We start from the raw sequence: 19387 nt of genomic DNA, 5'->3' as shown, positions 1-19387 counted from the left end.
GTGAACCTCGACGTCATCACGATTTTTCCCGAGTACCTCGCACCACTTCGCACGGCCCTGCTCGGCAGGGCAATCGACCGAGGTCTCGTGAGAGTGGGTGTGCACGACCTGCGGTCCTGGACTCACGATGTACACAAGGCAGTGGACGATTCTCCGTACGGCGGCGGGCCTGGGATGGTCATGAAGCCGACGGTATGGGGCGATGCCCTCGACGACGTTCTCACCGACGAGTCGGTTCTGGTGGTACCCACTCCCGCCGGAGTGCCGTTCACGCAGCGCACTGCCGAGCGCTGGTCGCAGGAACGGCATTTGGTGTTCGCGTGCGGGCGATATGAGGGAATCGACCAGCGCGTGTTCGACGACGCAGCGAGACGAGTACGAGTCGAAGAAGTCAGCATCGGTGATTACGTGCTGATCGGCGGTGAGGCCGCGGTGCTGGTGATGACCGAGGCAGTCGTTCGCTTGCTGCCCGGTGTTCTGGGCAACCAGAGATCGCACGAGGAGGATTCGTTCTCCGATGGCGTTCTCGAAGGCCCCAGCTATACGCGACCGGTGAGTTGGCGCGGGCTCGACGTACCGGAGGTGTTGCTCTCGGGCGATCACGGACGGATCGCTGCCTGGCGCCGAGAACAAGGTATGCGGCGTACAGCCGAACGTCGTCCCGATCTGCTCAACGGCTAGTCGCCCTTCTGCGGACCCGCTAGTCGATGCGTCCGTCGGGAAAGAGCATGTTCACGAAGCCGGTTACCGTGTCCCTTGCGTGGCGGGCGCTGCTGTCATCGCTGACGTCGAAGACCGAGGTGTCCGGATATCGCTCGACGCCATCGTCGTATTGGATCTCTTCGCGTGACAGAATCGCGATCACGTATCTGTTGTCGACACCCACCGTGCCGGTCGAGAGGTGGAGCCAACGGCCCACGATGCAGCACATCCACCCCTGCTTGACCGCGCGAATCGCTTCGCTGGGAAGACCGTCCACAATTCCGAAGTGTTGTAGATACCCGTCCGTCGCCACCGGCGCGGACTCGCGCAGCAATCCGAGCATCACTGCTGTCGATGCGGGCGATAAGCCGCCTCTGCCGTCGAGCAGTCTGTTGTAGTACGCCACGATGTCGCCGGCCGATGTGGTTGTGTTCCACCACTGCCCATCCCACGGAGCTGTGGTGAACGCCAGCCCGTACCGCTGGGCGACGCGTTCGACGATGTCACTTCCGCCGTACTTCGACCAGAGGTAGGTCGCCGCGCTGTCGTCCGAGGAAGTCAGCATCGTCGTGATCGACGCGAGGTCGTCCGCGGCCACCGAGGTCTGCGTCAGCTCGGCCCCACGCAGCACATCATCGACGATGAAGAGCTTCGATACAGAAGCTGTTTCGAGCTGATCGGTATCGCCACTGGCGAAGTATGCGCCGGTCCGGCGGTCCAGAAGCGCGAAGCGAACATCCGCTCCGCGCCCAGCTGCGGACGAGAGTGCCTCGGGTATACGTGCTTCGAGAGCGAGGCCGTCGACGGTCTCGATATCAGGGAAGGGTGAGGACACGGTCGAAGTCGTCGACTTGGAAGCCGGTGACTCCTCGGGGATGGAACACCCCGATTGAATCAGCAGCCCAACAGACACGACCAAGGCCGCGCTCGAAACAGCCAAAACCTTGAGCGGCCTGGACATCTGTAGGTCTCCCACACTGGTCCCTGAACTACCTGTCCCAGGGTAGCTGTAGGGTCGTGCGCCGTGACGATTGCTCTGAAAACTGTGAACAAGCGCATAGCCGAGGAACTCGACGTTCGTGAGGGTCAGGTGGCCGCGGCCGTGGACCTCTTGGACGGAGGTTCCACCGTCCCGTTCATCGCCCGGTATCGCAAGGAAGTCACCGGCATGCTCGACGACGCGCAGCTGCGTCAACTCGAGGAACGCCTGCGGTACCTGCGCGAGCTCGACGAGCGACGCGATGCGGTGATCGAGTCGATTCGGTCGCAGGGCAAGCTGGACGAGGCGCTGGAGCAGTCCCTGATGCTCGCCGAGACAAAGGCGCGCGTCGAGGACATCTATCTCCCGTTCAAGCCCAAGCGGCGCACCAAAGCGCAGATCGCCCGTGAGGCCGGACATGAACCCGTCGCCGACGCGCTCATCTCAGATCCGTCCACCGACCCCGCGAGTTTCGACAGCGAGCAACTCGACGGGGCGCGCGCCATCCTGGTGGAAAGGTTCGCCGAGGATCCGGACCTCGTCGGTGAACTGCGCGAACTGATGTGGACGCGTGGACGGCTGACCTCGACCGTTCGGAAGGGCAAGGAGGACGAGGGGGCCAAGTTCGCCGACTACTTCGAGTTCTCGGAGCCGTTCACCTCGCTCCCGTCGCACCGCATTCTGGCTGCATTCCGTGGCGAGAAGGAGGATGTCCTTTCACTCGGCCTCGAGCCCGACCAGGAGGAAACGCCTCGGGGGGTGCCGACGGTGTACGAGGGTCGTATCGCCACCAAGTTCGACATCGCCGACCGTGGTCGCCCCGCGGACCGCTGGCTGCTCGATACCGTCAGGTGGGCGTGGCGTACCAAACTCATGGTCACGATGGCTATCGATGTTCGAATGCGGCTGCGGCAGTCCGCCGAGAAGGACGCTGTCGACGTGTTCGCCACGAATCTGAAGGATCTGTTGCTCGCGGCGCCCGCCGGCAACAGAGCCACCATGGGCCTGGACCCCGGCTTTCGCACCGGCACCAAGGTGGCCGTCGTCGATTCGACCGGAAAGGTCGTCGACTACGACACCATCTATCCGCACAAGCCGCAGGGCAAGTGGGATCAGGCCCTCGCAACCCTTGCGGCCCTTGCTGCCAAACACTCTGTTCAGCTCATCGCCATCGGCAACGGCACGGCCTCCCGGGAAACCGATTCGCTCGCAGCGGAGTTGATCGCCAAGTACCCCGCAGCTGGACTGACCAAGATCGTCGTCTCCGAGGCCGGCGCGTCCGTGTATTCGGCTTCGGCGTATGCATCGAGCGAACTACCCGAACTCGACGTGTCGATTCGCGGTGCCGTCTCCATCGCCAGGCGTCTCCAGGACCCGCTCGCGGAACTGGTCAAGATCGATCCGAAGTCGATCGGCGTCGGCCAGTATCAGCACGACATATCGGAATCGCTGCTCGCACGTTCGCTCGGTGCCGTGGTCGAGGACGCGGTGAACGCGGTCGGCGTCGACGTCAACACCGCTTCGGTACCGCTGCTGGCGAGGGTGTCGGGAATTGCCGGATCGCTCGCCGAGAGCATCGTCTCGCATCGCGACCAGCATGGGCCGTTCGGTAGCCGGTCCGAGCTCAAGGATGTCGCCCGCCTCGGCCCCAAGGCATTCGAACAGTGTGCGGGGTTCCTCCGGATCTCAGGCGGTGCCGACCCACTCGACCGGTCCAGCGTGCATCCGGAGGCGTACCCGGTGGTTCGCCGGATCGTCGACTCCGCCGGTGTAGGTGTACGCGAAGTGATCGGAAACAGTGCCCTGCTCAGTACCTTGAATCCGAAGCAGTTCGCCGACGAGCGCTTCGGGATCCCGACGGTGACCGACATCATCGCCGAGCTCGACAAGCCCGGCCGGGACCCACGTCCCGAGTTCAAGACGGCGACATTCGCCGCGGGAATCGAGAAGGTCGCCGACCTCGAGCCGGGCATGACACTCGAGGGTGTGGTCACCAATGTCGCGGCCTTCGGCGCATTCGTCGACGTCGGCGTGCACCAAGACGGGCTCGTCCACGTCTCCGCCATGTCGCACAGCTTCGTCAAGGATCCTCGTGAGGTCGTCAAGTCCGGCGACGTCGTCAAGGTCAAGGTCATGGAGGTCGATATCCCCCGCCAGCGAATCGGCCTCAGTCTGCGACTCGACGACGAACCCGGCTCCACCACGAAGGGCAAACCACGTGATGCGGCGGTGTCCGGCGGCGGCCCGCGGGGCAGCAGGCCCGACGCCGGTGCCGGACGCGGTGGCGAGGATCGCCGCCGACAGTCCGAGCGTCGGGACAGTCGCGGTGGCCGTCAGGCAAGCACGCCTGCGGGCGGCTCGATGGCCGATGCACTCCGAAAGGCCGGATTCGGGAAGTAGACCCACGGCCTCGGGCAAGATGAGCAAGTAATCGCTAGCGATTCGGGCGAATCTTGGCCGAGGAAGGGTGGCGGGCCGAAGTGGACTGGTTCAACCGCGAGATCATTTCGCAAGGACGGCTACCACTGCTGTGCTTCCTGTTGGGATTTCTCGCCGGTTTCGTCCTGATTCGCCTGAGCGTCAGGATGATCAGGGCGCAGGTTTCGTGGTGGCCCGGCAACATCACCCCGGGTGGGCATCACGTGCACCACGTCGTGTTCGGCGTCGTCCTGATGCTCGTGGCAGGCGTTGCGCTCATCGCCGTGTTCGAGGACGCAACCCGCGAGACGGCGGCGGTACTCGCTGCGCTGTTCGGCGTCGGGGCCGCGTTGGTACTCGACGAGTTCGCGCTGATCTTCTACCTCGAAGATGTCTACTGGTCGGAACAGGGGCGAGCGTCGGTGGATGCCGTGTTCGTTGCGGTCGCCGGGACCGGACTGCTTCTTCTCGGCTTCCATCCGCTCGAGCTGCTCGAAGTCACCGACATGCGTCGAGACCCCGAACCGCTCATCCGCTTCGGCTACCTCGCTCTCGCGCTCGCCCATCTCGGGCTGTGCGCGGTCGTCGTACTCAAAGGGAAGATATGGACGGGGTTGCTCGGGCTCTTCGTGGGTCCGCTGCTCGTCGTCGGCGCGGTGCGGTTGAGCAGGCCGGGTGCGCCGTGGGCGAGGTGGAGATACACGAAACGGCCGAAGAAGATGTACCGGGCGCTGCAGCGCGAGCGGAATCTACGGCGGCCGGTTGTCGGCGCGAAGATCTACCTGCAGGATCTGATCGCGGGCAAGCCGGATATCGACCGTGCCGTCGCCGCAACGGAGAACGAGCTCGATCGGACCGTGCAGGCTGCTCCGGCGCCGTTGCCTTCGAGGCAGCGAGCACGCGTGATTTCGTAACCGCGCCCCCAATCTGGCACAATGGTGGGGTTGCCTGTTCCGGGCACACACCTGATCGGAGTACGAACCAGTCCGAGTGCCGCGAATCCGCGGCGCCGCTCGGTTCCTCTACTCGTGCGAAGAACGCAAGGATGGCCCCACCACATGAACACTTTGGACTTCTTGGACAAGCAGTCGCTGCGCAGCGACGTTCCCGACTTCCGTCCCGGCGACACGCTCAACGTGCACGTCAAGGTTATCGAAGGCTCGAAGGAGCGCGTGCAGATCTTCAAGGGCGTCGTCATCCGTCGCCAGGGTGGTGGCGTCCGCGAGACGTTCACCGTTCGTAAGGTGTCGTTCGGCGTCGGCGTCGAGCGAACCTTCCCGGTTCACAGCCCGAACATTGCGCAGCTCGAGGTACTCACACGCGGCGACGTTCGTCGCGCGAAGCTGTACTACCTGCGCGACCTCCGTGGCAAGGCCGCGAAGATCAAAGAAAAGCGCTGACTGCACATATTCAGTGGTTCGACCAGCGCCGTATCGCCTCGCAAGGCGGTACGGCGCTTTTCGTGTGTCATGGTGCCCAGCCTGCCGCGGCGCGTCGTGTCGACGCTCCGTCCATGGCTCGTCGCCGATGCGGTTAATCTGGTGCGGTGTCAGATTCCCCGCAGGATCCTCACGGCCCGAACAGCTCGCCGAGCGAGAACTCGGAGAACACGCATCGCGGGAAGAAACAGCGATCCTTCTGGCGTGAGCTGCCGATCCTGATTCTCGTCGCCCTCGTCCTGAGCTTCGTGCTGCAGACGTTCATCGCGCGTGTCTACCTCATCCCATCGGAATCGATGGAACCAACGCTGCACGGTTGCGTCGGCTGCACCGGTGATCGAATAGTCGTCGAGAAGATCGGCTACCGATTCGGGGACCCGCAACCCGGAGACGTCGTGGTCTTTCGCGGTCCGGATTCATGGAACAGCGATTTCGTGTCCACCCGTTCGTCGAACACGATCGTTCGCGGCGCCCAGGAGGTGGGGTCGGTCATCGGGATCGTTGCGCCGGACGAGAACGATCTGGTCAAGCGCGTCATCGCAACCGGCGGTCAGACCGTCGAGTGCTGCGACGACCAAGGACGCGTTCTCGTGGACGGCCAACCCCTCGACGAACCGTACGTGCAGATGGACTTCCCGTTCGTGCCCGGAGAACTCACATGCGACACCGAGCTGAAATCGGGCCGCTGCTTCCCGGCCGTGACTGTTCCCGAAGGAAATCTGTGGGTCATGGGCGACAACAGGAGCAATTCCGCCGATTCACGCTTTCACGTCTCCGATGAGCTGATGGGAACCGTCCCGGTCGACAATGTCATCGGCAAAGCCTTCATGATCGCACTGCCCCCGTCGCGTTGGGGAACCCTCGACTCTCCGGACATCCAGGGCAAGTGAGGACCGAAGGCCGAAGTTTCGATGGCTGACACCAGAACGAGCCGCTCTCGCCAACGCCCGCCGTGGCCGCCACGTCCGATCATCCGCAGATCCGGGGGCCTGCGGACCATGGAGTCCGCGCTCGATCGCAATGGGCTCGGACCGGTAGCAGGCGTGGACGAGGCCGGCCGGGGTGCATGCGCCGGACCGCTCACCGTCGCGGCGTGCATTCTCGGTCCCAAGCCGTACGCGTCGTTGGCGGAACTCGACGATTCCAAGAAGCTGACGCACAAGCGTCGAGAAGAACTCTTCCCGAAGATCCAGAAGCTTGCGCTCGCCTGGAGCGTGGTGTTCATCGAGGCCGAGGAGATCGATCGCATCGGTGTGCACGTGGCGAATATCGAGGGAATGCGGCGCGCGGTAGCGGGCCTGGGCGCGATGCCCGGCTATGTGCTGACAGACGGATTTCGGGTACCCGGTCTGCCTGCCCCGTCTTTGCCCGTGATCGGCGGCGACGCAACAGCGGCGTGCATCGCCGCGGCAAGCGTGCTTGCGAAAGTGTCCAGGGACCGAGTGATGGTGGAGATGGACGCGCGGATACCCGGCTATGGTTTCGCGGTGCACAAGGGCTACAGCACGCGAGCTCATGCCGAGGCGATGTTGCGGCTGGGTCCGTGTTCCGAGCATCGAATGTCGTACGCGAATGTCTCGGCGGCAGCATCGGGCGAGGCCGATGCGGTGGTCTCGATGCTGGGCCGAATGGACTGCGACGATCGGAGTGCGCGATGATTGCGGTTCGTAACAGCAACCGGAGGATGAGAAAAAACCGATGAGTGCCGAGGATCTCGAAAAGTACGAAACCGAGATGGAACTCTCGCTGTACCGGGAGTACCGGGACATCGTCGGTCAGTTCAACTACGTCGTGGAGACCGAACGGCGGTTCTATCTCGCGAACTCTGTCGAACTCATTCCGCACAATGCGGACGGCGAAATCTACTTCGAGCTGCGTATGTCCGACTCGTGGGTGTGGGATATGTACCGTCCGGCCCGTTTTGTGAAACACGTACGCGTGATCACGTTCAAGGATGTCAACATCGAAGAACTGGACAAGCCCGACCTTCGACTGCCCGAGTAGCGCAGGCCGGTGTCGATCCTCGTATGGCTGATGCTGATTGCAGGTGCGGTCTATCTGCTCGGTCGCCGGCGTTCGCGAACCACCCTGGTCATATGTGCGCAGCTGATCGGTGCCGCCGCGATATGCCTGGTCCTCGGCCAGGTGGTGTGGCAGATTCTTCGTTCTTGACTCGCGAGCGGCAATTGCGGTTCAGGTTGTCTGTGCTGCAACGCATTACGGTTTCAGTTCCGCTGTTCGGTGTGCAAACAATTTGTCTGAATTCCTGAAACAAAGCTGTGTATTCCGTTGATTCTTTGTAGTCGACGGTCCCGGGGTGGTACAAAAGTCTCGATAAGTTTATCCCTTCACCGTTAGAGGTTCGGCCATGGCGCGTAAGACTCTCGTCCAAATGATCGATGATGTGGATGGTTCCGTCATCAAAGAGGGCCAGGGAGAAACCATCGAATTCGCTATCGATGGAAACCAGTACCGCATCGATCTGAATCTGAAGCACGCAAACGAATTGCACGAGCAACTGGCTTTCTGGATCGAGCATGCCGAAAAGGTGTCGGGGCGTCGTGCACGCAAGAGCCCGGCCGGATCGTCACGCGGAAAGACCGATCTGCAGGATATTCGCACGTGGGCTCGTGAGAACGGTTACGAGGTCAGTGCGCGCGGACGGATCAGCCAGGACGTGCAATCCGCGTACGACGCTGCGCACTGAGGCGGACCGCACACTGACGCGGAGCCGTTTGGTTCGTTCCATCGAAATATGCCCCTGCCGGATTCGGCGGGGGCATATTTCGTTGCGCAGATGCGCCCGAAAGACGGTCCGGCACTAGCAGGTGGCACCGACATGGCGCGTCGTCGGGGTGGTGCGGCGGTCGGGTTATCCACAGGGAGCGCGTTTGTCCACAGGGCGATCTGCGACCTGGATTTTGCGACGGGTGCAATGACGTCCTGCGGCATCGTCGGGACATCGGTTGGCCATTCGGCGATCCGATGACCACAGGGGGAGACGGTGTCGAATTCGAAGTTGGGGGCGCGCGGGGAAGCTTTGGCCGCGCTGCATCTGGTCGACGGCGGTATGGAAATCATCGACCGTAATTGGCGCTGCAGATACGGGGAGCTCGATATCGTCGCCCGCGACGGAGATGTCATGGTTTTCGTCGAGGTGAAGACCCGGTCGGGCATCGGGTACGGGACTCCCGCCGAATCGGTGACCTACGCCAAGCAGTTGAGGATCCGGCGTTTGGCGCTGGCATGGCTCGACGAACGAGGTAGCCCGTGGGTCCAGCTGAGGTTCGACGTGGTCGCAATCCTGATGACGCGTGACGGTGATCCGGTGGTCTCGCACCTGCGCGGGGTCTTCTGATGGCACTGGGGCGTGCGTTCTCCGTCGCTGTCAGCGGGGTCGACGGCCAAGTGGTCGAGATAGAGGCCGATATCGGCCGCGGACTGCCCGGCGTGCATCTGGTGGGCTTGCCGGATACCGCATTGCACGAGTCTCGTGATCGCGTGAAGGCGGCGGTGACGAACTCGGGCCGGCGATGGCCGGATTCGAGGGTGATTCTTGCGCTGTCACCGGCAACACTGCCGAAAGTCGGCTCGGTCTACGATCTGGCCCTCGCGTTGTCGGTGCTGGACGCAGACAAGCAGATTCCACGCAGGTCGCTGGAGAAGACGCTCTTTCTGGGTGAACTGGCGCTCGACGGTCGCATCCGCGGCGTGCGCGGCGTGCTGCCTGCGGTTCTGGCAGGCAAACGCGCGGGATGGACTTCGGTGGTGGTTCCGATGACGGGCCTGGCCGAGGCCGGTCTGGTGGAAGGCGTCGAGGTATTGGGTGCGACTTCGCTGAAGGAGGTCGTGGCCTGGCTACAGGGGGAAGTGCTGCTGAGTCATCCGCTCCCGGCGTCAAGGCAGCAGGACGAGTCGTACCCGGACATGCGTGATGTGGTGGGGCAATCCGAGGCGCGCTGGGCGCTCGAGGTTGCCGCGGCGGGTGCGCATCACGTCATGCTGACTGGGCCGCCGGGAATCGGCAAAACGATGTTGGCGCAGCGACTTCCCGGAATTCTGCCGCCGTTGACTGAGGAAGAGTCGTTGGAAGTGACGGCAATTCACTCCGTCGCCGGTACGTTGACCGGTGATCGTCCGCTGATCTCGTCGCCGCCGTTCATTGCCCCGCATCATTCCACCACGGTCAGCGCGATGGTCGGCGGTGGTACGGGAATGGCGAAGCCGGGGGCGGTGAGTCGGGCACACCGCGGTGTGTTGTTCCTGGACGAATGCGCGGAAATGAGCCAGAAGGTGCTGGAGGCGTTGCGAACCCCGCTCGAGGACGGAGAGATCCGAATAGCGCGTCGAGACGGTGTGGCCCGCTACCCGGCACGATTCCAGCTGATTCTGGCCGCCAACCCCTGCCCGTGCGCACCGGCCCGAAATGTCGATTGTGTATGTGCCCCAACTGTTCGCCGCAAGTACCTGGGCCGGTTGTCCGGTCCGTTGCTCGATCGAGTGGATCTGCGGATCGCGATGCCGCCGCCCGCCACCGGCGCCCTGACGGACGAGGTCGGCGAGACCACCGAACGCGTGCGGGCACGAGTCACCGGTGCCCGTGACGCCGCAGCCGAACGCTGGCGGGAATACGGGTGGCGGACCAATGCCGAAGTTCCAGGACCGGCGTTGCGCCAGACGTTTCGACTCTCGAGTGCAGCACTACGTCCTCTCGAGCGCGCGCTCCGCAATGGTGCGATCACCGCGCGCGGCGCAGACAGAGCGCTGCGCGTTTCCTGGACCCTGGCCGACCTGGCCGGGGGCGTGGTACCCGGGCTCGACGAGGTCGGAGCCGCGCTGGACTTTCGCGACAAGGGGACGATGTGAGTAGCGCAGAAGATCCTCGGCGGCTGGCATGGGCATATCTCTCTCGCGTTGCGCAGGGACCCCACCGCGCGTTGGCGGACTATGCGGAGAAGGCTGGGCCGGAGGAAACGTGCGCAGCCGTGGCCGGTGGTGAGCTCGGTGACAGACTGCTCGTGCGCTCGCATATCGACACGGCCGCGGCGGATCTCGAAGTGATCACCTCACTCGGTGGGCGTCTCGTCACTCCCGATGACGAGGAATGGCCGGTGTGGCAACTTCTTTCGTTCGACGGTGCAGGTATGTCGGACGGGGCGGACCAGTGCGCACCGTTGGCATTGTGGGTTCTCGGCGGTACACCGCTTACGGAGTTGCTGGAACGGGCAGTCGCCATCGTCGGAACTCGCGCGGCGAGCGCCTACGGCGAACACGTGACCGCGGAGATCGCCGGCGACCTGGCCATCGACGGGTGGACGGTGATATCGGGTGCAGCATTCGGGATAGACGCAGCTGCACATCGTGCAGCACTCGGCGTCGGTGCCCGCACGATGGCGGTGTTGGCCTGCGGAGTCGATCGGGCCTACCCGTCGGGACACGCGCGGCTACTGCAGCGGATCGCCGGCAGTGGTGCTGTCGTGAGCGAGTACGCCCCAGGAACGCCGCCCGCAAAGCATCGCTTTCTCGCGCGCAACCGAGTAGTTGCTGCCTTCGGTTCCGCAGTGGTGGTGGTGGAGGCGGGGTGGCGAAGTGGTGCGCGAAACACTGCTGCGTGGGCACACAAACTCGGTCGACCGGTGCTCGCCGTTCCCGGCCCCGTCACGTCGGCCTCGTCCAAGGGGTGCCACCGCATGATTCGCGAGGGGGAGGCTCGTCTGGTCGCCGACGCTCACGACGTGGTCGCCGAGGCAGGCCCGGTGGGCGCCGTCGGCGAAGGGCGGCCGTCGATGTTCCGCGATATCGATGCACTGTCGGAGAATGCGCTGCTCGTCTACGAGGCACTTCCAGCTTCGGGTACACGCTCTCCCCGGGAATTGTCCGAGCAGGCAGCGATACCGGTGGAGAAGGTCCGCTCGGTGCTGCCACTGCTCGAGCTCGAAGGATTCGTCGCGAGCGACGAGACAGGATGGTATCGAGTGGCCCGGGCATGAACATGGGCGCCAACTGCACACAGGCGGAACGAACTGCAGAACAACCCTTGGCGGTAGCCTGGTTAGGTAACACTTATTCGCTGAGCGATCAAGACAGCTCCGACAGCTTGGGAAGGCTGACCGACGTGGCACGACGCAGAACGACGCTGACGGTTCTACGCACCGAGGCTCTGACACCGCACATGCAGCGGGTGTACCTCGGCGATCCCGGATTCGAAAATTTCGAACCGGCGAACTTCACAGATTCCTACGTGAAGCTGATCTTCGGGTCGGAGGGCGAGGAAGTTGTGCGAACCTACACCGTCAGGTCGGTGGATCCGGACGCCCGCGAGATCGCGATCGATTTCGTGGTGCACGGTGACGAAGGCATCGCCGGACCGTGGGCGGCGAACGCGGTGACCGGAGACAGAATTGACTTCTACGGCCCGAACGGGGCGTATTCGCCCCGATCGGACGCCGACTGGCACCTCTTCGCCGGCGACGAATCGGCCATTCCGGCGATCAGTGCAGCCGTCGAAGCGCTCCCCGAGGACGCCATCGCCAAGGTCTTCGTCGAGGTCGCCGACCGCAAGGACGAGATCTACATGGAGACTCTCGCCCTGGTGGATGTCACATGGGTCCACCGCGGTGCGGGGTCGAACGAGGTCGGCGACGACAGGGCGGGCGACAATGCCCCGCTGATCGAGGCCGTCAGAGCCACAGAGTGGTTGCCCGGCCAGGCACAGGTCTTCATCCACGGCGAAGCCCAAGCGGTGATGCACAATCTTCGGCGCTACATCCGCAAGGAGCGCGGCATCGGTGCCGAGTGGGCATCGATTTCCGGTTACTGGCGCAGAGGGCGGACAGAGGAGGGCTTCCGGGTATGGAAGCGAGAGCTCGCCCAGGCCGAGGAAAGCGTCCAAGCGTGAGCAAGCCGCCCGCGTCGGCAGCGGACCCGTTCCGTGTCGGCGCGCCCGGTTGCTCGGGACGCCATGGCAGGCAAGGCTGACATCCGTGACCGATACGCTGCCACCCACGCTGACGGTGCATCTCGAGGAGTACTCGGAGTACCTCACGCTGGGCCGGTCGCGTTCGGTCAACACGGTCCGCGCATACGTCAAGGACGCCGAGTCGTTGCTCGTGCACTACGTCGGAGCCACCGAGGCAGACTCTCTCGACGCACTAGACCTTCGGATACTCCGCTCTTGGCTGGCGCAGCAGGCGCGGGATGGTTCGGCACGGACGTCGATGGCGCGTCGAACGTCGTCGGCGCGAGCGTTCACCGCCTGGCTCACCCGGACCGGCCGAGTCGAGCGAGATCCGGCGCTGCGTCTGGTGGGGCCCTCCGCGCGGCGGTCGCTGCCGTCCGTGCTCAAGCAATATCAGGCTGCGGAAGCTCTGACGTGGGCTGAAGTGGGGGCAAGGGAACTCGAGCCGATAGCACTGCGTGATCGGTTGATCGTCGAACTGCTTTACGCAACCGGGATCCGAGTGGGCGAGTTGTGCGGCCTGGACCTCGACGATGTCGATCGAGATCGTCGGGTTCTGCGCGTCACGGGCAAAGGCGACAAGGAACGATCGACGCCGTTCGGGGGCCCGGCCGTCTCGGCCCTGAACGCATGGATTGCACACGGCCGTCCGGAACTGGCGACCGATCGATCGGGCCCTGCGCTCCTGCTGGGCCGGCGGGGTGGGCGGATCGACCCGAGACAAGCCCGGACCGCCGTGCACGATGCGCTCGCCGCTGTACCCGGTGCTCCGGACATGGGCCCGCACGGACTGCGGCATTCCGCCGCGACCCACTTGCTCGAAGGTGGCGCCGATCTTCGCGTCGTGCAGGAGCTATTGGGTCATTCATCGCTCGCAACGACGCAGATCTACACCCACGTGTCAGTGGACCGGCTGCGTGCAGTCCACGACCGCGCACATCCCCGAGCGTGAGCGATGACACATCCGAGCAGACCATCGTTTGGTAGCGTCGTGGCGAAACAAACCGCATGCGAAGTATTGTCGGTCCGGAGAAAGTCGAAGCCCGAGAATCAACGCCAGAATCCGGATACGGGGGGACCGTGGACCGCGACCAGCCACGAGGCTCAGCCGCTGCGTGGTCGATCCGTGCACAACAGAGTTCGAGCCGGGCCTCGCAGCCCGGCTCGGCACCAATCGAGCCAGTACGTGTCGAGCCGCTTCGCCCGGGAGGAGGGTCCATGAACGGTGATAGGCAGTCACCGCCGTGGCAGTCGCCTCGTCCAGCGGACCGGCAGCCACCGCCGCGATACTCCGCTCCCTCCGAGTCGACTGCGTCCGCGCGCGCCGAGGAATGGACGCCGCCCTGGGCCTCTGTGCCGGAGCGGCAACAATCGGACGGGCAGCAGGCTCCGTCGAATCGTCGGGGCCCCGAGGCGGTCAACCTATCGGGACACGGACAGTTCGCACCCGAGCCTGCGTTTCTGGACCCGATACACAACCCGCGTTATCAGCCCACCAGTTCCGACCTAGCTTCGGACAGTCTGTTGCGTCGACCCAAACGCGCCTCTACGTCGGGGTGGCGACGCGGCGTGCACCGACTCACCGGCGGCGTGATCAATCCCGGCGAGTCCACGGCCGAGGAGCGCTACCGCAATCAGGTCGAACGCATCCGTCAGCCGGTACTCGGTGATTACCGCATTGCATTTCTGTCGCTCAAAGGTGGTGTGGGCAAGACCACCACGACACTGGGGCTAGGTTCCACGTTCGCTTCGCTGCGCGGGGACTGTGTCATCGCTGTCGACGCCAACCCTGATTTCGGCACTCTCGGTGAACGGGTCCCGCGCCAGACATCGTCGACCGTTCGTGATCTGTTGGCCGATGCGCCGAATATCCGGCGCTATTCCGACATTCGAGTGCATACTTCGCAGGCTCCGAGTCGTTTGGAAGTGCTTGCCGGAGAGCGTGATCCGGCTGCATCCGAGATGTTCGGTGAACAGGACTACCGCTCGGTCATCGAGATGTTGCAGGTGTACTACAACCTCATACTCACCGACTGCGGCACCGGCATCATGCACTCGGCGATGAACGGAGTGCTCCAACTCGCGAATGCGCTGGTTCTGGTGTCGTCACCGGCTGTCGACGGTGCACGCTCGGCTGCGGCCACCCTGGATTGGTTGCAGCTGCACGGTTACGGGCACCTCGTCGAACGCACGGTGGTTGTCATCAGTTCGGTTCGGCCAGGTTCGTCGGCGGTCGACATGAATCTGCTGACTCAGCACTTTCTCGAACGTTGCAGAGCGGTATTGGTTGTTCCGTTCGACGAGCATCTGGCGGAGGGCGCCGTTGTGGATCTCGAACTTCTCCGGCCGCAGACGCGGGCGGCGTTCGTTGAACTCGCCGCGATGGTGGCCGACGATTTCCCGGCGGCATCCGGTCGGCATTCAGGACCTGGCTGGCGATAGCGTTCGAGAGAATCCACGGCCGCTCTTTACGCGGCTACCGGGGCCCGAGCGGTTTGAGCCGGATTGTCATGGCATCGACCAGCGCCAGCGGGTTGAGATAGACGCGGCTACGGCGCACCCCCCAGTGCAGGCACGCGTCCGCGCAGCCGGAGTGGCCCGCGACCAGCTGGCCGATGCGTTCGCCCGTACGAACTCGCTCGCCGGCCGAGACCGTCGCGACAACGGGTTCGTAGGTGCTGCGCAGCCCGTTGGAATGATCCACCGACACCACCGGCTTGCCTGCGATGGTGCCGGCGAAGACCACCAGTCCCTCGCCGACCGCGCGAACCTCTTGGCCGTCGCGCCCGGCAACGTCCACGCCTCGGTGGCCGGGCAGCCAGTCGTGCTCGGGTGGATCGAATGGGTTGACGACCGTGGGGCGGGGATCGAGCGGCCATACGAACGACGGCGCTGCCTGCACCTCTCCGCCGGCGTGCACAATCACCGCGACCGTGGCAAGAAGCAGAATCAGAGCTCTCATGACTGACAGCGTTGCCTCGCGAGGTCGTCAGCGACAGAGGTGAACCTCGATTGTGGATAGCGGCACCATTCATCCCCAAGCGATGAAAAGGCTTGACCATCGGGCCGCGTTATGAGCTGCGACGTTGAAGTCGTACACTGTGACAGCGACCTGTGCCTGCATAGGTCGACTTCGCGCGTCTGCGTAACGAAGTATCCACCCACGGTGGGCTCGTACTTCGTGACCGGTTGCCGGCGGTCCCTCTTCTGACGAAGTCGGTCCGGCAGCCAGCGGACGCCAGGGCAGGGGTCGACGACACCCTGCGACAACCGGCAATCGAAAGCGAGTTATTCAGCCATGGCTGTAGTAACCATGAAGCAGCTGCTAGATAGCGGCACACACTTCGGACACCAAACCCGTCGCTGGAACCCGAAGATGAAGCGATTCATCTTCACCGACCGCAACGGCATCTACATCATCGACTTGCAGCAGACTCTGACCTTCATCGACAAGGCCTACGAGTTCGTCAAGGAGACGGTTGCCCACGGTGGCACCGTGCTTTTCGTCGGCACCAAGAAGCAGGCCCAGGAGTCGATCGCCGCAGAAGCGACCCGCGTCGGCATGCCCTACGTGAACCAGCGCTGGCTCGGCGGAATGCTCACGAACTTCCAGACCGTCCACAAGCGTCTGCTCCGCCTCAAGGAGCTCGAGGCGATGGAGCAGACCGGTGGCTTCGAGGGACGTACCAAGAAGGAAATTCTCATGCTCACGCGTGAGATGACCAAGCTCGACCGCACCCTCGGTGGCATCCGGGACATGGCCAAGGTTCCGTCGGCCATCTGGATCGTCGACACCAACAAGGAACACATCGCCGTCGGCGAGGCTCGCAAGCTGAAGATCCCGGTCATCGCGATCCTCGATACCAACTGCGATCCCGACGTGGTCGATTACCCGATCCCGGGCAACGACGACGCGATCCGCTCCGCAGCACTGCTCACCAAGGTCGTTGCATCCGCAGTGGCCGAGGGTGTTCAGGCCCGCGCGGGGCTGAACACGAGCACCGATGCAAAGCCCGAGGTCGGCGCAGGCGAGCCGCTCGCCGAGTGGGAACTCGAGCAGCTTGCGCAGGCATCGCCCGCCGCCGAGACGGTCACCGAGGCTGCAACCGAGGCGCCGGCCGCCGGTGAGGCAAACCTGACCGAAACCCTCGGCGAGGGCACCGCTGATGCACCTGCAGCAACGGAAGCCCCCGCAGCAACGGAAGCTCCCGCAGTACAGCCCTGATCGAAGAGCGCTCGACCCCGGGCGCGCTCCGACCACCGTTGGTGCGGCGACTTGTCGCGAGAACAGCCCTGGCCTCCTTCACGGGGCCAGGGCTGTTCGCCCGGAGTCCCGATGCCGGGAACAGGTACAGGGAGCATCGCTTCCCGTAGCCTCGTGTCCGACTCGCAGTGCACGCACGCACGGTCACACGCACGCACGGTCACAGGCACACACGGTCACAGACACGCACAGTCACAGACACCCATAGAGGAGGCTCGCCCGACATGGCGAACTACACCGCCGCTGACGTCAAGCGGCTTCGTGAGCTCACCGGCTCCGGAATGATGGACTGCAAGAACGCGCTCGCTGAAACCGACGGCGATTTCGACAAGGCCGTCGAGCAGCTTCGCATCAAGGGCGCGAAGGACGTCGGCAAGCGTGCCGAGCGTTCCACTGCCGAGGGTCTCGTCGTCGCCAAGGGCGGCGTACTGCTCGAGATCAACTCCGAGACCGACTTCGTCGCCAAGAACGAAGAGTTCCAGGCATTCGCAGACTCGGTAGCCGTTGTTGCAGCCGAGGGCAAGCCGGCCGATGTCGATGCCCTCAAGGCGCTCGATCTCGGTGGCAAGAGTGTCGACGTCGCCTTGAACGAGCTTTCCGCCAAGATCGGCGAGAAGCTGGAATTGCGTCGTGTCGTCTCGTTCGATGGCCCCGTCGCTGCGTACCTGCACAAGCGCAGCGCAGACCTCCCGCCGGCAGTCGGCGTGCTCATCGAGTACACCGGTGAAGGCGAAGCCGCAGCGGAGGCCGCTCGCGGTGCTGCAATGCAGGTGGCCGCGCTCAAGGCCAAGTACGTCACCCGCGACGAGGTGCCTGAGGAGACCGTCGCGTCCGAGCGTCGCATCGCCGAGGAGACTGCACGCGAGGAAGGCAAGCCCGAGCAGGCGCTGCCGAAGATCATCGAAGGCCGCGTCAACGGCTTCTTCAAGGACGTCGTGTTGACCGAGCAGTCCTCGGTGCAGGACTCCAAGAAGTCCGTCAAGGCAATCCTCGACGAGGCCGGTGTGACGATCACTCGTTTCGCTCGCTTCGAGGTCGGCGCGAACTGAGTTCGTAGCGCGCAGTAGTACCACCGACGGTGCCGTCCGTTCGACTCCGAGTCGAACGGACGGCACCGTTCGATCCGGGGCCGGGCGGTGAACCGACGGCGATGGAAGGTGGTGTCGTCCACGGCGCCCTCGATAGGGCAGGATGAGTGTGGGTGCGCAGAATTATCGTTGGAAATCAGTGCACCTTGCTTTATCGTGCGCAATCGACAGGCGAGAACCGAGGAGAGCTATGACCGATCCCGCCACCGACCGCCCCGGGTTCAAGCGTGTGATGCTCAAGCTGGGTGGTGAAATGTTCGGCGGAGGCCAGGTGGGTCTGGATCCTGACGTGGTCAACAACGTTGCCGAACAGATCGCCGAGGTCGTCTCGACCGGGGTTCAGGTTGCTGTCGTCATCGGGGGAGGAAACTTCTTCCGCGGCGCCGAACTGCAGCAGCGGGGAATGGATCGTTCCCGCTCGGACTACATGGGCATGCTCGGAACAGTCATGAACTGCCTTGCTCTGCAGGACTTCCTGGAGAAGCAGGGGGTGGCCACCCGCGTCCAGACCGCGATCACGATGGGTCAGGTTGCAGAGCCGTATCTACCGTTGCGTGCCCGCAGACACCTGGAAAAGGGTCGCGTCGTCATTTTCGGTGCAGGCATGGGCATGCCGTACTTCTCCACTGACACCACGGCGGCGCAGCGCGCGCTCGAGATCGGCGCGGAGGTACTTCTGATGGCCAAGGGCGTCGACGGAGTGTATTCCGCCGATCCTCGGGTCGATCCCGACGCGACGATGTATCGGACCATCACTCATCGTCAGGTCATCGAGAAGGGCCTGAAGGTCGCAGACGCCACGGCGTTCAGCCTGTGCATGGACAACCAGATGCCGATCATGGTCTTCAACCTCCTCACGCAGGGGAACATAGCGCGTGCTGTTGCAGGCGAGGACATCGGAACTCTGGTGCAGTCGTGAGCGACGCCGACAACACAGGTAGACAAGCTGGATTTCCAGCGATGACGATGGAGGACAGACCGTGATCGACGAAGCGCTATTCGATGCCGAGGAAAAGATGGAGAAGGCTGTCACCGTTGCGCGTGATGATCTCTCGTCCATCCGGACCGGTCGAGCGAATCCGGGCATGTTCAATCGCATCGTCGTCGAGTACTACGGTGCGCTGACGCCCATCACGCAGCTGGCGAGCATCAATGTCCCCGAAGCGCGGTTGGTGGTCATCAAGCCGTACGAGGCTTCTCAGCTCGGTCCGATCGAGACTGCGATCCGCAACTCCGATCTGGGTGTCAATCCCACCAACGACGGCAACCTCATTCGTATCGGCGTGCCTCAGTTGACCGAGGAACGACGCCGCGAGTTCGTCAAGCAGGCGAAGGGCAAGGGTGAGGACGCGAAGATCTCCATCCGCAACGTTCGGCGCAAGACGATGGAAGAGCTCAAGCGGATCCAGAAGGACGGCGAAGCGGGCGAGGACGATGTGGTGCGTGCGGAGAACGAACTCGACAAGACCACCGCGAAATACACCGCGTCGATCGACGAGTTGGTCAAGCGCAAGGAAGCCGACTTGATGGAGGTCTGAC

General features: G+C 63.8%; 21 protein-coding genes. 19 read left to right on the top strand and 2 right to left on the bottom strand.

Features of this window, described 5'->3' with window-relative positions:
- Positions 1 to 681, top strand: a complete 681-nt coding sequence (gene trmD, locus KVY23_RS01095) for a tRNA (guanosine(37)-N1)-methyltransferase TrmD (RefSeq protein ID WP_230554964.1) — start codon at positions 1 to 3, stop codon at positions 679 to 681.
- 19 nt (positions 682 to 700) lie between these two features.
- Here trmD and KVY23_RS01090 read toward each other — a convergent pair whose 3' ends face one another.
- Positions 701 to 1663, bottom strand: a complete 963-nt coding sequence (locus KVY23_RS01090; protein WP_230554963.1) for a class A beta-lactamase-related serine hydrolase — start codon at positions 1661 to 1663, stop codon at positions 701 to 703.
- 63 nt (positions 1664 to 1726) lie between these two features.
- Here KVY23_RS01090 and KVY23_RS01085 point away from each other — a divergent pair, with 63 nt between their 5' ends.
- The 14 genes from KVY23_RS01085 (at position 1727) to KVY23_RS01020 (ending at position 14938) form a co-directional block, all read left to right on the top strand.
- Positions 1727 to 4081: a Tex family protein gene (locus tag KVY23_RS01085; protein ID WP_230554962.1), complete on the top strand. Its 2355-nt coding sequence runs from the start codon at positions 1727 to 1729 to the stop codon at positions 4079 to 4081.
- Positions 4082 to 4161: 80 nt separating this feature from the next.
- On the top strand, positions 4162 to 5013 hold the full coding sequence (locus KVY23_RS01080; protein ID WP_230554961.1) for a hypothetical protein: 852 nt from the start codon (positions 4162 to 4164) through the stop codon (positions 5011 to 5013).
- Between the two features lie 144 nt (positions 5014 to 5157).
- Positions 5158 to 5499 carry a 50S ribosomal protein L19 gene (gene rplS / locus KVY23_RS01075; RefSeq protein ID WP_075840232.1) on the top strand — a complete coding sequence of 114 codons (342 nt, stop codon included), beginning with the start codon at positions 5158 to 5160 and terminating at the stop codon, positions 5497 to 5499.
- 146 nt (positions 5500 to 5645) lie between these two features.
- On the top strand, positions 5646 to 6428 hold the full coding sequence (lepB, locus tag KVY23_RS01070; RefSeq protein WP_075840121.1) for a signal peptidase I: 783 nt from the start codon (positions 5646 to 5648) through the stop codon (positions 6426 to 6428).
- A 21-nt stretch (positions 6429 to 6449) separates the two neighbouring features.
- Positions 6450 to 7196 carry a ribonuclease HII gene (locus KVY23_RS01065; protein ID WP_075840120.1) on the top strand — a complete coding sequence of 249 codons (747 nt, stop codon included), beginning with the start codon at positions 6450 to 6452 and terminating at the stop codon, positions 7194 to 7196.
- A 40-nt stretch (positions 7197 to 7236) separates the two neighbouring features.
- Positions 7237 to 7542 carry a DUF2469 domain-containing protein gene (locus KVY23_RS01060; RefSeq protein ID WP_008717288.1) on the top strand — a complete coding sequence of 102 codons (306 nt, stop codon included), beginning with the start codon at positions 7237 to 7239 and terminating at the stop codon, positions 7540 to 7542.
- 9 nt (positions 7543 to 7551) lie between these two features.
- A complete protein-coding gene (locus KVY23_RS01055; RefSeq protein ID WP_158050708.1) occupies positions 7552 to 7710 on the top strand; it encodes a hypothetical protein in 159 nt (52 codons plus the stop codon).
- Between the two features lie 196 nt (positions 7711 to 7906).
- Positions 7907 to 8245: an Lsr2 family protein gene (locus KVY23_RS01050; protein WP_075840119.1), complete on the top strand. Its 339-nt coding sequence runs from the start codon at positions 7907 to 7909 to the stop codon at positions 8243 to 8245.
- A gap of 297 nt (positions 8246 to 8542) precedes the next feature.
- Positions 8543 to 8896 (top strand): YraN family protein, encoded by a 354-nt coding sequence (locus KVY23_RS01045; RefSeq protein WP_075840118.1) that lies wholly within the window; start codon positions 8543 to 8545, stop codon positions 8894 to 8896.
- Positions 8896 to 10404, top strand: a complete 1509-nt coding sequence (locus KVY23_RS01040) for a YifB family Mg chelatase-like AAA ATPase (RefSeq protein ID WP_230554960.1) — start codon at positions 8896 to 8898, stop codon at positions 10402 to 10404. The genes KVY23_RS01045 and KVY23_RS01040 overlap by 1 nt, the downstream gene beginning before the upstream one ends.
- Positions 10401 to 11528, top strand: coding sequence for a DNA-processing protein DprA (dprA, locus tag KVY23_RS01035; protein WP_230554959.1), 1128 nt, complete (start codon positions 10401 to 10403; stop codon positions 11526 to 11528). The genes KVY23_RS01040 and dprA overlap by 4 nt, the downstream gene beginning before the upstream one ends.
- Before the next feature lie 125 nt (positions 11529 to 11653).
- Positions 11654 to 12436 carry a siderophore-interacting protein gene (locus KVY23_RS01030; protein WP_206510845.1) on the top strand — a complete coding sequence of 261 codons (783 nt, stop codon included), beginning with the start codon at positions 11654 to 11656 and terminating at the stop codon, positions 12434 to 12436.
- A gap of 85 nt (positions 12437 to 12521) precedes the next feature.
- On the top strand, positions 12522 to 13448 hold the full coding sequence (locus tag KVY23_RS01025) for a tyrosine recombinase XerC (protein WP_230554958.1): 927 nt from the start codon (positions 12522 to 12524) through the stop codon (positions 13446 to 13448).
- Positions 13449 to 13714: 266 nt separating this feature from the next.
- Positions 13715 to 14938, top strand: coding sequence for a MinD/ParA family protein (locus tag KVY23_RS01020; RefSeq protein ID WP_268994588.1), 1224 nt, complete (start codon positions 13715 to 13717; stop codon positions 14936 to 14938).
- A 34-nt stretch (positions 14939 to 14972) separates the two neighbouring features.
- Here the strand turns inward: KVY23_RS01020 and KVY23_RS01015 are convergent, their stop codons facing one another.
- Complete coding sequence (locus KVY23_RS01015) at positions 14973 to 15458, bottom strand: M23 family metallopeptidase (RefSeq protein ID WP_230554957.1); 486 nt, start codon at positions 15456 to 15458, stop codon at positions 14973 to 14975.
- 336 nt (positions 15459 to 15794) lie between these two features.
- On the opposite strand from KVY23_RS01015, the gene rpsB reads away from it, so the two are divergent.
- The 4 genes from rpsB to frr all read left to right on the top strand — a co-directional run bounded on the left by rpsB (position 15795) and on the right by frr (position 19386).
- Positions 15795 to 16721 carry a 30S ribosomal protein S2 gene (rpsB, locus tag KVY23_RS01010; protein ID WP_206510842.1) on the top strand — a complete coding sequence of 309 codons (927 nt, stop codon included), beginning with the start codon at positions 15795 to 15797 and terminating at the stop codon, positions 16719 to 16721.
- 263 nt (positions 16722 to 16984) lie between these two features.
- Positions 16985 to 17809 carry a translation elongation factor Ts gene (gene tsf / locus KVY23_RS01005; RefSeq protein ID WP_206510841.1) on the top strand — a complete coding sequence of 275 codons (825 nt, stop codon included), beginning with the start codon at positions 16985 to 16987 and terminating at the stop codon, positions 17807 to 17809.
- Positions 17810 to 18038: 229 nt separating this feature from the next.
- Positions 18039 to 18767 carry a UMP kinase gene (gene pyrH, locus KVY23_RS01000; RefSeq protein ID WP_230554956.1) on the top strand — a complete coding sequence of 243 codons (729 nt, stop codon included), beginning with the start codon at positions 18039 to 18041 and terminating at the stop codon, positions 18765 to 18767.
- A 61-nt stretch (positions 18768 to 18828) separates the two neighbouring features.
- Complete coding sequence (gene frr, locus KVY23_RS00995) at positions 18829 to 19386, top strand: ribosome recycling factor (protein ID WP_075840114.1); 558 nt, start codon at positions 18829 to 18831, stop codon at positions 19384 to 19386.
- Position 19387: the final 1 nt, after the last annotated feature.

This window comes from Rhodococcus sp. I2R (assembly GCF_020889545.1).
GTDB lineage: Bacteria > Actinomycetota > Actinomycetes > Mycobacteriales > Mycobacteriaceae > Rhodococcoides.
Note: the sequence above shows the minus strand (reverse complement) of the source record. Positions and strands in the feature narration are given on the sequence as shown.

Coding starts and splice junctions, on each gene's coding strand:
- KVY23_RS01015 (WP_230554957.1), bottom strand. CDS start 15,458: ATGAGAGCTCTGATTCTGCTTCTTGCCACGGTCGCGGTGATTGTGCAC.
- rplS (WP_075840232.1), top strand. CDS start 5,158: ATGAACACTTTGGACTTCTTGGACAAGCAGTCGCTGCGCAGCGACGTT.
- KVY23_RS01050 (WP_075840119.1), top strand. CDS start 7,907: ATGGCGCGTAAGACTCTCGTCCAAATGATCGATGATGTGGATGGTTCC.
- pyrH (WP_230554956.1), top strand. CDS start 18,039: ATGACCGATCCCGCCACCGACCGCCCCGGGTTCAAGCGTGTGATGCTC.
- tsf (WP_206510841.1), top strand. CDS start 16,985: ATGGCGAACTACACCGCCGCTGACGTCAAGCGGCTTCGTGAGCTCACC.
- KVY23_RS01065 (WP_075840120.1), top strand. CDS start 6,450: ATGGCTGACACCAGAACGAGCCGCTCTCGCCAACGCCCGCCGTGGCCG.
- KVY23_RS01020 (WP_268994588.1), top strand. CDS start 13,715: ATGAACGGTGATAGGCAGTCACCGCCGTGGCAGTCGCCTCGTCCAGCG.
- KVY23_RS01040 (WP_230554960.1), top strand. CDS start 8,896: ATGGCACTGGGGCGTGCGTTCTCCGTCGCTGTCAGCGGGGTCGACGGC.
- KVY23_RS01060 (WP_008717288.1), top strand. CDS start 7,237: ATGAGTGCCGAGGATCTCGAAAAGTACGAAACCGAGATGGAACTCTCG.
- rpsB (WP_206510842.1), top strand. CDS start 15,795: ATGGCTGTAGTAACCATGAAGCAGCTGCTAGATAGCGGCACACACTTC.
- KVY23_RS01090 (WP_230554963.1), bottom strand. CDS start 1,663: ATGTCCAGGCCGCTCAAGGTTTTGGCTGTTTCGAGCGCGGCCTTGGTC.